Consider the following 12,241-nt stretch of genomic DNA (forward strand, 5'->3'; position numbering starts at 1 on the left):
GGCCGCCGGCGCCGGGGCTCCGGTTCACCGATGGGGTCGCAGGTTCGCGGTCAGCGCGGCGAGCTGGGCCCGCCGGTCGGAGGCGGTACGCGGCCACCCCTTGGCGTCCGGGCGGGTCTGCCAGGGCCGTGGCCCCGACTCCGGGCGGTACTCGACACCCAGCGCGTCCAGCCGCGCGAGGTGCGCACCCAGCCGGCCGCGGAAGTCGGCGGGATCCCGTTCGCGGGGGCCCCAGGCCACCTCCGCGAACGCGCACAACCGGGGAAAGGCCATGTAGTCCACCACCCGGGCGGAGTCCATGTGCTCGGTCCACACGTTGCATTGCGCGCCGATCACCCGAGCCGCCTCGGTCGGGTTCAGCCCGTCCGGTACTGGCTCGAACCCGTAGACGTCCATCGTCGACAGCACGGTGCCGACCGGGATCGGCTCGTCCGCCTGCTCGGACTGTCGATAGTCGAGGTACGCCCACATGTCCGGGCAGGCCACGACGTCCAGCCCGGCACGCGCGGCGAGTGCGGCCGTATGCGGTCCGCGCCAGGCGGCGACCGTCGCGCCGGCCGGGGCGCCACCCTCCATGATCTCGTCCCAGCCGTAGACCCGGCGTCCCCGACCGGCCAGGTGCGCGGCGAGCTGCCCGACGAACCAGCTCTGCAGCGCGTCCTCGTCGGGCAGTCCCCACTCCCGCATCCGGGCCTGCGCCTGAGCGCTGGCCCGCCACTCGTCCTTCGGGCACTCGTCGCCGCCGATGCTGATGTACCGGCTGGGGAACAGCTCGCACACCTCGTCGAGGACGTCTCGGCAGAATCGCAGGGCCACGTCGGACACGTTGAGGACGTGGGTCGAGCAGCCCCATCCCGTCCAGACCGGTAGCTCCTCGGCACCGTTGCCCAGCCACGGGTACGCCGCGATCGCGGCCTGCGTGTGCCCGGGCAGGTCGACCTCCGGTACTACGGTGACGTGACGGTCGGCCGCGTAGGCGACGATCTCCCGGATGTCGTCCGGGGTGTAGAAGCCTCCGTGCGGGCGAGCGTCGTATGTGCCGTGCTGGCGGGAACCGCGCATGCTCTCCGCGCGCCAGGCGCCGACCTCGGTCAGGCGCGGATACTTGTCGCAGGCCAGCCGCCAGCCCTGGTCGTCGGTCAGATGCAGGTGCAGCACGTTGAACTTGTGCAGCGCGAGCAGATCCACGAAGCGCAGCACGTCGGCCTTGGGCAGGAAGTGCCGCGCGACGTCGAGCAGGCAGCCCCGCCAGGCGAACCGGGGTGTGTCGGTGATGTCGACGCAGGGCAGCTCCCACGGCCCGTCGCCAACCCGGGCGCGTCGCAGCGCCGACGGTGGCAGGAGCTGCCGGAGGGTCTGCGCGCCGTAGAAGACACCGGCCGGTGAACCACCGGCGAGATCCAACCCGTCCGGTGTCACGCTCAGCCGGTACCCCTCACCGGGAAGCACCGGGTCGAGCCGCAACCGTACGGCAGCGTCGGCCTGCGGCGGCAGCCAGCAACCGGTCGGTGGGCCGAGCGTGGCGCGCAGCCCGGCCACGACCTGGTTGAGTTCGGGTGGTGCGGCCAGACCGGTGCCCGCGTCGATCCGGAATGTGCCGGGCCTTCGTTCGATGCTTGAGGGCCGGGGAATGATCAATCTTTCACCGCCCCGCCGAGGCCGGACACCAGCCGCTTCCGCACCAGGATGAAGAAGACGAGTACCGGGATCGTCATGAGCACCGACGCGGCCATGATGCCACCCCAGTCGTTCTCATCCGGCTTGAAGAACACCAGCAGCGCCATGGGCAGGGTCTGGTTGTCGGTCGCGCTGATGATGAACGTCCGCGCGAACAGGAAGTCGTTCCAGGCAACAATGAAGGAGAAGACGCTGGTGGCGGCAAGTCCCGGCGCGACGAGCGGGAAGAGGATCCGCCACAGCACGGTGCGGCGGCTGGCACCGTCGAGCATGGCGGCCTCCTCCAACTCCTCCGGGATGGCCGCGACGAAGCCGCGCAGCATCCAGACCGCGAACGGCAGCGTGAACGCCAGGTGCACCAGCACGAGCGAGCCGAGCGTGTTGAGTCCCACCTGCGGTACGACGGCGCCGACATCCCGGATCAGGAAGAACAGCGGGATCGTCAACGCCTCGATCGGCACCATCTGCGCCACCAGGAACATGACCAGGATCGTGCCGCGGAAGCGGAACCGGAACCGGGTGAGCGCCACCGCGGCGAGGAACGCCACCAGCCCGGACAGCGCCACCACGACCAGAGCGACCAGGAGGCTGTTGACGAGGTACCGGGCGAAGCCCTCCGCACCCAGCACCCGCCGAAAGTTGTCCAGCGTCGGAGCGAGCGTCCACGGCTTCTGCGACAGCGACTGGATCTCCCCTGCCGGCTTCAGCGCGGAGAGCAGCATCCAGTAGATCGGGAACACGGTGACCAGTGCGACGACAGCGGCGGTCAGGTCGGCGGCTCGCCGCCACCACGATGTGGTCGTCACAGCGGCTCTCCCCCGCGACGCAGCGCCCGCAGATAGAGCAGCGTGACCAGGAGCAGGATGAGCATCATGACCACGCCGATCGCCGAGCCCAGGCCGTACTCGGAGGCGGCGAACGCCTGCTGGTACGCGTACACGTTGAGGGTGAGGTTCTGCCCGGCGATGCCGCCCCCGCTGGTCATCACGTAGATCTGGGTGAAGACCTTGAAGTCCCAAATGATCGACTGGATGACCACGATGACCAGCAGCGGGCGGATCATCGGCACCACGATCTGCCAGAACGATCGCCAGTGGCTGGCCCCGTCCAGCGCCGCCGCCTCGAGCACCTGGCCGGGGATGGCGCGGATTCCCGCGTACAGCGTGACCATGACGAACGGGAACGAGTGCCACACCACGACCGCGCCGACCAGCGCGAAGGTGCTGTACCGGTCGTAGGTCCAGTTGTACCCGTCGAGCCCGAGCACCTGGTTGACCAGGCCCAGGTTGGCGTCGAACAGGAACATCCAGACCGTGGAGCCGGTGATCGCCGGCGCGGCCCAGGCCGCCATCGCGGCGAATGACAGGGCGTACCCGGGCCAGCGGCTGACCCGGGTCAGCAGGACGGCCAGTGCGGCGCCGACGGCCAGCGTCGCGGCCACGCAGGCGGCGGCGAACCCGACGGTGGCCAGCAGGACGGACCAGAACTTCCCATCCCGCAGCAACGTCAGGTAGTTGTCGAAGCCGACGAACCGGGTCGGCTCGCCGCCACTGACCTGTGCCTGCCGGAAGTCCAGTACGGACAGCAGACCGAGTTGGTAGATCGGATAGGCGAACAGCGGCAGCAGTACGGCGGCGGCCGGGATGAGCAGCCATAGCGGGGTGTGCCGGCCCCATCTGAGGCGGGTGCGGCGGTCCGCGGTGGCGGGGCGGACCCGCGACTGCGGGTCCGCCAGCGCTGTTGACACCGTACTCATGGTGCGAGGGCGGCGTTGATCGCGGTCGCCGCTTCGTCGGTCGCCTGCTCGATGGTCGCCTGACCGGTGACGATCTTCTCCAGCATCGTGGGGATCACCGCCTGCGCGTCGATCTTGCCCCAGCCCGGGTGCAGCGGTACGAAGCGGGTACCGGCCGCGATGGTGTCGAGGAACGGCTTGAGGAACGGCTCCTTGCCGGCCAGCTCGGTACGGGCCGAGGTGAGCGTCGGCAGGTTGCCCATCGCGTCGTACATCTGCTGCTGGTACTTCTTGCTCGCGAGCAACGTCAGGAAGTCGGCGGCGAGCGTACGGCGCTGGGTGTTCTTCATGATGCCGAGGTTGTTGCCGCCGGCGAAGGCGGGGGCGATCGAACCGGGCTTCGTCCCGGGCAGCGGCAGCACGGCGTACTTTCCGTTGGCCGCGCCGGCCGCGCCGGCCGCGACGGCGGTGCGGTTGAAGTTGCCGAGGATGGCCATCGCGGCCTTGCCGCTGGCGAACAGCTCGACGGTCTTGCCGCCGGTGAGGTCCGCGCACTGCTGCGGCGGGCAGTTGTCCGGCTTGATCAGGTCGGTGTACGCCTTGATTCCCGCACGGGACTGCGGGGAGTTGATCGCGGCGGTGTAGTGGTCGCCGGACTTGGTCGCGACGTCACCTCCGGCGTCCCAGATGAACGGCAGGGCGCCGAAGGTGTACTTGCCACCGACCGCGAGGCCGAACAGGTCCGGTTTCGCAGCACGGATCTTCCGGGCCGCGGCGACCAGTTGTTCCTGCGAGGTCGGCGGGGCCAGGCCGAGCTCGGCGAAGACGTCGGTCCGGTAGTAGAGGGCACGCACCCCCACGTACCAGGGGACGCCGTAGAGCTTGCCGTCGATCGTCGCACTGGCTCGCAGATCCGTGCCGAGATCCTTGCCCTCGGCCCAGCCGTCGACATCGGCACCGAGGTCGGCGAGCCCGCCGGCCGCCACGTACTCGGGCAGGTCTGTGTTGCCGAACTCCACCACGTCCGGTGCGCTCGCCGGGTCGTTGAACGCGCCCCTGAACCGCTCGCTGCGAGTCTGTACCGCGATGTACTGGACATCGACGGTCACGTCCGGGCGCGCGGCGGTGAACTCGGTGATCACCTCGTTGATCACTTTTTCCTTCGGTGCGCGATTGGGTTCGTCGAACAGCCAGACCCGCAGGGTCCCGGTGGTCTTGTCGTCACCGCCACTCGAAGAGGGCGCGGTGGAGGGCGCGCACCCGACGACCAGGAGACCGGCCACCACCACGGCAACTGCATTCGCCCATCGAACGTTCATTGCGGCTCCTTGAAAACGGGCCAGGTTCGGAAGTAGTTCGTAGTAGCAGGGTCATAGCGTGGGCCCGCCGTCAGCCGGTAGTCAAGACCTCAGGGATTCAGAAATAGGTCTGCAGCACATCGACAACGACCCGGTCGTCGTCAACGACCGGGATCGCCCGCCACTTGTCGAAGGCGGTGCACGGATGGGAGATGCCGAAGCCGATGAGGTCGCCGGGACGCACCGGCGTCACGCCCTCGGTCGCGACGAATCCGTGGTGGTCGTTGACCCTGGTCACCCGAAGGCCGTGCGCGGGCACCACCGTCCCGTCCGGCCGTCGAACCCAGGCCGGTTCCGGTAGTCCTTCGTCGCACGGGACGTCCCGCCTGCCCATGCCGACGATAACCAGGCCAGCCTCCGGTGTGGACAGCACCTGGGCCCACACCTCGATCGCGGCATCGAGGAAGCCCTCGTCCGGCAGGCGGCGGAACGGGGTGCGCAGCCGGTAGAAGCCGTCGTCATGCGAGACGTACGCCCCGCTGCGCAGGACCGTCGTCAGGCGATGCCCGGGCAACCACTGGTCGGCGAGCCGCTCGGCGACGATGTCGAAGTACGCGCTGCCGCCCGCGGCGACCACCACCTCCGCCGGCAACAGGCCGCGCTCCCCGAGATCCCGGGTGGCCGCCCGGACCCGGTCGAGGAACGCGGCGGCCTGGGCGGGTTCGGGCAGTCCACCCTCGTAGGCGGCCACCCCGGCCAGGTCCAGCCGGGGCGCGGCATCGACCGCGGCGGCGACTTCGGCCAGTTCGGCGAGGGTGCGGCACCCGGTACGCCCACCCGGGTATCCCAGTTCGACCAGCACCCGTAGCGGCCGGTCGCCGGGAGCCGTGCGCAAGGCGTCGGCGGCGATCGCCACGCCACTGGTCGAGTCGACCTGGAAGAGGAAATCGAAGCCGTGTTCCGCCTCGCCGGCCGCCCAGCGCAGCGGGGCCGGGTCGAGCACCTGGCTGGCCAGGACGACGCGCGGCAGACCCATCGCGCGGACGGCGAGCGCCTGACTGGCGGTGGCCACCGTGACACCCCAGGCACCGGCCGCCACCTGGGCCGCGATGAGCGAGGGCGCCATGGTGGTCTTCACGTGCGGCGCGAACGCGAGCCCGTGCCGGGCGCAGAAGTCGGCGAGGGTCCGGATGTTGTGCTCGATCGCGGTGCGCCGCACGACGAGAGTGGGCCAGGTGAAGGCCGCGCTGAACAGGTGGTGGCCGGCCGCGACGAAGTCGGCGGCGTCCACCGCCGGTCCCGGCCACCAGAAGCCCTTTGTACGCCAGTCGATCTGTCCCTCGACGCTCATCTGGCTGCCTTCCTGTCGGTGTCGGTGGCCGGCGAGTGATCATCGCGACGGGCCGGACGTGATCATTGCGACGCGGGACGCTTGACCATCGCGGCGCGAGGCCGCACTCTTGGAACGAGCTTCAGCGAGCTACTTCCGAACCTGATCGTATTTGAGGAGCAAGGCCCGTGGCGATGGTGATCGGACTCGTGATCCACGCGAGCCACCGCAGCCGGTTTGAGGCTGCGGCCCGCACCCTGGCCGGGGTGACGTTGGAGTGGGTGACCTACGAGCGCGAGGGCGAGATCGGCGACCGGGTAAGTGACCTGCTGGACCGCCGGAACGTCGACGGGTTGCTGCTCGGGCCGGTGCCGTACGCCCGGGCCCGCGACGTGCTTCCCGCCGACCTTCCGGTCACCGTCCTCCGGTCCGCCGGGCTCGACCTGGCCCTCGCCTGGTGCCGCGCCCTCGCCGAGGGCTGGCCCGCCACCCCGGTCAGCATCGACACCTTCGATCGGGAAACCATCGACGAGGTGGCCTACGCGCTCGATCTGGACCGAAGCCAGATCTCCTGCCTGCCGTTCGACCCACAGCAGCGCATCGAGGACATCGTCGAGTTTCACCGCGACGCACTGCGCACGTCCGGCGGCGCGTACGTCATCAGCGTGCGCACCGGCGTCATGGACGCGTTCGCGGGCAGCGTACCGGTGCTGAGTGGCTTGCCGGGGCCCGCCACCATCCGCGCCGAGCTGCACGAACTGGCCCTACGAATCCAGTCGAAGCAAGCAAACGAGCTCCGCTTCGCCGCCGGGGTCTTCCTCATCACCAGCCCCTCCCCCGACCTGGACCGGGCCCGCGTCGGCCTGATGAACATGCTGCTCAACACCCCTGAGTTCGCGGACTGCTGGATCGAGGACCGGGACCGGCGCGGCGTGGTGGTCTTCGCACACCGCGCCCTGTTCGAAACGGTGACGCACAGCTGGTCCAGCCTGCCCGTGCTCGCGCAGGCGCAGGAGACCCTCGGCGTCCGCGTCGTCGCAGGCTTCGGCATCGGCGCCTCCGCGCGGACCTGCGTCACCCTCGCCGAACGGGCCGCCGCCCGCGCCGAGCAGGATGTGGCGCCCGGCGCCTACCTCATCGAGGACAGCGGGCTGGTCATCGGCCCGATGGGGCCGGCCGGCACGCCGTTGTCCTTCACCTACCGCGAGCACGGCGCCGACATCGAGGAGTTGGCCCGCAGCGTCGGGCTCAGCCCCGCCACCCTGTCCCGGCTGACCGCCATCGAGCGCAGCCTCAACGGCAGGTCCGTCTCCCCCAGCGACCTGGCCACCTCACTGGGGATCACCGACCCGAGCGGGCGCCGGCTGATCCGCAAGCTCAGTGAGCACGGCCTAGTCGTCCCGGAGGGCAGCGCGCAGGTCAACCGCAAGGGTCGCCCGACCCGCCTGTACCGGCTCGCCATCAGCGGAGCGCACCGGTGAGCCTTCCGGCACGGGCCGACCTGCTGCTCACCGGCGGGCACGTCATCGATGTCGGCGGCGGGCACGTCGGCCGGTACGACGTGGCGGTCCGCGCCGGCCGAATCGCCGCGATCGGGCCGGCACTGCCGGCCGACGATGCCCGACAGCTCGTCGACGTACGAGGCAAGGTGGTCACCCCGGGCCTGATCGACCTGCACACCCACGTGGCCGCCCAGGCCACCTACTGGGGCATCGACCCGGATCCGGTCGCCTGGCGCTCCGGCGTCACGACCTGGGTCGACGCCGGCTCGGCGGGAGCCTACTCGCTCGACGCGTTCCGGGTCGCGTTGCGCCGCCTGGAGGTCCGGGTGCCCGTACTGCTGAACATCTCCGCACTCGGGCTCACCGGCCGCACCGGCGAGAGCCGGCACCTGGACAACTGCGACGTGGACCTGGCCATCGCCACGGTGCGGGACAACCGGGACCTGGTGGCCGGGATCAAGGTCCGCATCGACCGGGAGACCGTGGGCCGGAACGGGATCGAGCCGCTGCGCCGGGGCATCATGGCCGCCGAGGCGTGCGACGTCCCGGTGATGGTCCACATTGGTGCGTCCCCGCCGGCTGTCGCCGACGTCCTCGCGCTCCTGCGCCCCGGTGACATCGTCACCCACTGCGCCAGTGCCATCGCCGCGGGACCGGAGTTGGTCAGCCCGGCGATGCGCGACGCGTACGCCAGGGGGGTGCTGTTCGATCTCGGTCACGGCTCCGGAGGCTTCGCCTTCGACGTGCTCGAAGCCCAACTGGAGTCGGGGCTGACACCGCACACCGTATCGTCGGACCTGCACGCGCGGTGCCTGTACGGGCCAGTGTTCGACCTGCCGACGACGATGGCGAAGCTCTTGGCGGTCGGCCTACCCCTCGACGAGGTGGTGGCCGCGGCGACCATCCGCCCGGCGCGGGCGCTCAACCTGCCGGACGGCCTGGGCACGCTCAGCCCGGGAGCCCCCGCTGACCTGGCCGTGTTCTCTCTGGAAGAGGGCCCGTTCGAGCTGGTCGATGCCCACGGGCAGCGCCGCGTCGGCAAGCAACGGCTGGTCAACGATGCCACGTACATGGCCGGACGTCTGCTGCCGCCGCGCCTGCCCGAGCCGCCGCGCCCGTGGATCCCGCTCACGACCGCCCAGCGGCACGCCCTGGACGACCGGGCCGATGCGCTGCGTGCGCTGTTCAGCACGCCTCTGGTCGGACCCGACGGGCTGGCCGAACAGTTTCCGCGACGACCGGACGAGCGTCCGGGTACGGATGAGAGAGGCTGACCATGCCCAAGCGCGTCATCGCCACCGACCAAGCCGCGCAACCCGGGGGCCCGTACTCCCAGGCCGTGGTCGCCGGTGACCATGTGTACCTGGCCGGCGCGACCCCGGTACTGCCCGACGGGGCGTGGGTGCGCGGCGCATTCGCCGAGCAGGCGCGGGCGGCGTTCACCAACCTCGCTCGCGTCGCGGAAGCTGCGGGCGCCGACCTGAGCCAGGCTGTCCGCGTCGGGGTCTACCTGCGCGACTTCGCCGACTTCCCGGAGATGAACAAGATCTACGTGGAGTTTTTCGGCGAGCGGAACCTGCCGGTCCGCACGACGCTCCCGGTCGCGCTGGACGGCTTCGACATCGAGGTCGACGCCATTCTGTACACCGGCGCCTGACTCCGCCGCTGCCGACGCGCGAACCCACCGCGCGACGGACGCTGGGTCCGCACCTGGGCGATCTCGGCCTGCCGATAGCCGGGAGGTACATCCTGCGGGCGGACCCGCGCTCGATGAGTGCGGGTCCACCGGATTGTTGTCAGGCGCGCTGCCAGAGAACCGGCACGTTCGGCGGCTCCCAGCCAGGCAGGGAGGTGTGGCTCTGGATGCACCGGTAGGTGGAACCACCGTAGGTCACCACACTGCCCACCGAGTACGTCGTGTTCGGCGCCCAGGTGCCACCGGCCGGCGGTGGCGGCGGGTTGTTGCCGCCGCCACCGATCTGCAGGTCGATGCAGGAGTAGAAGGCGTTGGCCGTGTCACCGATGTTCCAGATGGCGAGGAGCTTCTGCCGTCCGGAGAAGCGGCTCAGGTTGATGGTGTGCGCCCCGTCGTTCGCGAAGTGACCGACCCGGGTGCCGCCGATGTAGTACTCGTAGTCCTGGGTTCGGTGCTTCGCGGTGAACGTCCACGTCAACGTGAGCGAGGTGCCGACGGAGTGCACCCGCCAGGGCTTGCTGTCGTCACTGAGCACGGCCAGGTCCGAGCGGGAGCCGTGGCAGTTCCGGAGCCCCTTCGGGCCCTCGGCGCTCTGCGGCTCCCACATGATCTGGCCGCACCAGGCGGCCTTGGTCTGGGCGCACTGGGCCTGGCGGCTCAGCGGCGAGTTCACGTACCCGTGCGCCGATGCTGGTGAGGCCACCAGCAGAGACGCGAGGACGGCACCGACGCTGAGCAGGGGCAGGAGGGTTCGTTTTCGCACCGTGTGTTCCTTTCTCCAACGGGGGCCGCGGTGGCCGCACCCCGCCCATATGGTTAAGACTGTTAACATTAACGCATCCATAGAGAGATGTCGATAGATTCGCCCGCCTTGCAGGTCCGGATTGACGCGGACGAGCCGACCGGCGGCGTGGTCTACCGCGACCCGGGCAGCATCCACATGCTCACCAATGTGGGCGGCACCGCGTACCTGGTGCGCCTGGTCGAACTGAAGTAACCGCTGGCAGGGCGGTCCGACGTGGAATCCGGCATTCCTGTGACAACCAGTGCATAAGGTACGTAACGTGCCGGACATGGTCTTTCGCATCTGGCGTAACCTGCTGCTCACAGCGCTCGGGATGGGCGTGCTCGCCGGTGCCGGTCAGCTCGGCATCGCGTTCGGCTTCGGCATCGTCCAGCTCCCCGGCGCCTCCACCGGCGCCACCGTCAACCAGTGGCCGGCCCAGCTCGTCTGGGTGGGCTGGTTCGCGGCACACGCCGCCGTAGCCGGCACCGTCGTCACCGCACGCCTGGCCCGCCGGTACGGGGTGTTGGCGAGCACGGGCAGCCTGGTGGCCGTCGCCGCCGCCGCCGCGCTGGGCGCCACCGTCGTGGCGCCGCTCTGCATCCGGCCGGCCCAGGCCGCCGAGCGGTTCTCTGTGGACCCGATCTGGACCGTCGGCATCTGCGCGATCCTCGGCGCGCTGGTCGGCGCGGGTGCCGCGATCGCCGTACTGGTGAAGCCGCCGCTGGGCTGGAACCTGGCGGCGGTGGGCGGCGCGGTCTGGCTGCTGGCGCTGGTCTCGGTCGTCCCGTCGCTCGCAACCGCCGGGCCGTTGCCCGCCGTACGGCTCGGTGTGCTGGAGCCGGCCGGGCTCGACGTCGACGCGGCGCAGCGGCAGGCGATCCTGATTCTGCCGGCGGTGGCCCTGCTCATCGGCGCGGCGACCGGCGGGCTGGCCCGCTGGCGCGGGCATCCGCCGCTGGTCAACGGCGCGACCGGCACGGTCGGCACGGTGCTGGTCGCGTTCGCCTACCTGACCGCCGGTCCCGGCGACGCCGTCGACCGGTACCAGATCACGCCGTACTACGGCGCGCTGATCGCCGTCGCCGCCGGTGTGCTCGGTTCGGCCGCCGCCGCGTTGTTCCGCTGGCCGCTCCTGCCGGGCACCGCCGAGGCGCGGGTCATCGAGCCGACCGACATCCTCCGTCCGCTGTCGGCCGGCCCCGCCGTGCCGCAGGCCATGACGCCCGCCGCCGGTGGTACGACCGACGAGCCGGAGCCCGTCGACCTGGCCGGCACGGGGCCGGTCGCCGGCGCGACCGCAGTGAAGCCCCGGACCTCAGCCGAACCGCTGGGCTTCGGTGCGGCGGCTGGCGACCGGGACGTCACCGCCGCGCCGGCCGACCTCGATGACACCCCAGAGACATCGGCCGATCTGGACGACACGCCGCAGGCACCGGACCCGGCCCCCGCGACGGCGGCTCACCTTCCCGCAGGACCCGGCGGGGACGGCTCCGGGACGGCGGAGGCGGGGGCGGACAGCACCGAACCCGACGGGATGCCGCCCGACGGGGTACTCGCTGCCCCGGGGACCCGCCGGATGTACCAGCCGCCGAAGACCGACCACCGGACGCAGGTTCGGGCGACCTGGCCGGTCGTTCCGGCGCGGCGGGTGCCGCCCGGGACCGAGCCCGCTCCGGGCGCCGAGGCGACCCACCCGGGCGGCACGGAGGAGACGTCCGAGCTGGCACTCCGACCTCGGCACCGGCCGCCCCTGCCCGACCTGAACCGGGCCGCGAACTGGGACGCCCTCGCGACCGCCCGGCGCGCCGGGCCCCCGCCCACGACCGACGCCGCGCCGGCGTCCGTCGTCAAGGCGGGACGGGCCAGCGGGCGGCTGGGCCTGTTCCGGCGCAACAAGTCCCGGGCCGACGGGGACGGCGCGGGCACCCCGGCGGACGGGGAGCCGCTGATGGCGCAGGACGAGGAGTTCGTCGACTGGGTGACCGGGCTGGGCAAGCCGCTGTCGGACAACGAGCCGGAGCAGGAGAGCCGCCGCCCCTCCCTCCGCTCCACCGGCCGCCACCACAGCGGCTGACCTCCGCGGGTCAGGCCAGCGGCAGGTAGACCCGGCCGCCCGAGGAGACGAACTCCTCCGACTAGTCCTTCATGCCGCGGGCCGCGATTTCGGCTATGCGGCCTGGGAGTATTCGATGGTCAGGCCGTTGAGGATCTTTCGG

At 71.0% G+C, this 12,241-nt stretch carries 10 protein-coding genes and 1 pseudogene; 5 read left to right on the forward strand and 6 right to left on the reverse strand.

What is annotated here, in order from left to right; all coding sequences use genetic code 11:
- Positions 1–24 precede the first annotated feature (24 nt).
- The 5 genes from ACTMS0_RS17910 to ACTMS0_RS17930 all read right to left on the reverse strand — a co-directional run bounded on the left by ACTMS0_RS17910 (position 25) and on the right by ACTMS0_RS17930 (position 6,061).
- Positions 25–1,638: a beta-N-acetylhexosaminidase gene (locus ACTMS0_RS17910; protein WP_441156351.1), complete on the reverse strand. Its 1,614-nt coding sequence runs from the start codon at positions 1,636–1,638 to the stop codon at positions 25–27.
- On the reverse strand, positions 1,635–2,483 hold the full coding sequence (locus tag ACTMS0_RS17915; protein WP_441156352.1) for a carbohydrate ABC transporter permease: 849 nt from the start codon (positions 2,481–2,483) through the stop codon (positions 1,635–1,637). The genes ACTMS0_RS17910 and ACTMS0_RS17915 overlap by 4 nt, the downstream gene beginning before the upstream one ends.
- Positions 2,480–3,424 carry a carbohydrate ABC transporter permease gene (locus tag ACTMS0_RS17920; protein WP_441156353.1) on the reverse strand — a complete coding sequence of 315 codons (945 nt, stop codon included), beginning with the start codon at positions 3,422–3,424 and terminating at the stop codon, positions 2,480–2,482. The genes ACTMS0_RS17915 and ACTMS0_RS17920 overlap by 4 nt, the downstream gene beginning before the upstream one ends.
- A 5-nt stretch (positions 3,425–3,429) precedes the next feature.
- Complete coding sequence (locus tag ACTMS0_RS17925; RefSeq protein WP_441156354.1) at positions 3,430–4,731, reverse strand: extracellular solute-binding protein; 1,302 nt, start codon at positions 4,729–4,731, stop codon at positions 3,430–3,432.
- A 97-nt stretch (positions 4,732–4,828) separates the two neighbouring features.
- Complete coding sequence (locus tag ACTMS0_RS17930; protein WP_441156355.1) at positions 4,829–6,061, reverse strand: alanine racemase; 1,233 nt, start codon at positions 6,059–6,061, stop codon at positions 4,829–4,831.
- 173 nt (positions 6,062–6,234) lie between these two features.
- On the opposite strand from ACTMS0_RS17930, the gene ACTMS0_RS17935 reads away from it, so the two are divergent.
- From ACTMS0_RS17935 to ACTMS0_RS17945, 3 genes are read left to right on the forward strand one after another with little or no spacing between them, the layout of a single operon-like run.
- On the forward strand, positions 6,235–7,521 hold the full coding sequence (locus ACTMS0_RS17935) for a transcriptional regulator (protein WP_441156459.1): 1,287 nt from the start codon (positions 6,235–6,237) through the stop codon (positions 7,519–7,521).
- A complete protein-coding gene (locus tag ACTMS0_RS17940; RefSeq protein ID WP_441156356.1) occupies positions 7,518–8,816 on the forward strand; it encodes an amidohydrolase/deacetylase family metallohydrolase in 1,299 nt (432 codons plus the stop codon). Before ACTMS0_RS17935 ends, ACTMS0_RS17940 begins: the two co-directional genes overlap by 4 nt.
- A gap of 2 nt (positions 8,817–8,818) precedes the next feature.
- Positions 8,819–9,199 (forward strand): RidA family protein, encoded by a 381-nt coding sequence (locus tag ACTMS0_RS17945; protein WP_441156357.1) that lies wholly within the window; start codon positions 8,819–8,821, stop codon positions 9,197–9,199.
- Between the two features lie 139 nt (positions 9,200–9,338).
- Here the strand turns inward: ACTMS0_RS17945 and ACTMS0_RS17950 are convergent, their stop codons facing one another.
- Positions 9,339–10,001: a lytic polysaccharide monooxygenase gene (locus ACTMS0_RS17950; protein WP_441156358.1), complete on the reverse strand. Its 663-nt coding sequence runs from the start codon at positions 9,999–10,001 to the stop codon at positions 9,339–9,341.
- A 117-nt stretch (positions 10,002–10,118) separates the two neighbouring features.
- Between ACTMS0_RS17950 and ACTMS0_RS17955 the strand changes: the two are divergent.
- Both ACTMS0_RS17955 and ACTMS0_RS17960 read left to right on the forward strand, forming a co-directional pair.
- Positions 10,119–10,235, forward strand: a pseudogene (locus tag ACTMS0_RS17955) (cupin); the annotation flags it as partial.
- 76 nt (positions 10,236–10,311) lie between these two features.
- Positions 10,312–12,099 (forward strand): hypothetical protein, encoded by a 1,788-nt coding sequence (locus ACTMS0_RS17960; protein ID WP_441156359.1) that lies wholly within the window; start codon positions 10,312–10,314, stop codon positions 12,097–12,099.
- The last annotated feature ends 142 nt before the right edge of the window (positions 12,100–12,241 follow it).

It is taken from the genome of Micromonospora sp. H33 (assembly GCF_052068455.1).
Classification (GTDB): Bacteria; Actinomycetota; Actinomycetes; order Mycobacteriales; family Micromonosporaceae; genus Micromonospora.

Bases quoted from the DNA above. Each gene is read 5' to 3' on its own strand.
- ACTMS0_RS17930 (WP_441156355.1), bottom strand. From the start codon at position 6,061: ATGAGCGTCGAGGGACAGATCGACTGGCGTACAAAGGGCTTCTGGTGG.
- ACTMS0_RS17960 (WP_441156359.1), top strand. From the start codon at position 10,312: ATGGTCTTTCGCATCTGGCGTAACCTGCTGCTCACAGCGCTCGGGATG.
- ACTMS0_RS17925 (WP_441156354.1), bottom strand. From the start codon at position 4,731: ATGAACGTTCGATGGGCGAATGCAGTTGCCGTGGTGGTGGCCGGTCTC.
- ACTMS0_RS17935 (WP_441156459.1), top strand. From the start codon at position 6,235: ATGGTGATCGGACTCGTGATCCACGCGAGCCACCGCAGCCGGTTTGAG.
- ACTMS0_RS17945 (WP_441156357.1), top strand. From the start codon at position 8,819: ATGCCCAAGCGCGTCATCGCCACCGACCAAGCCGCGCAACCCGGGGGC.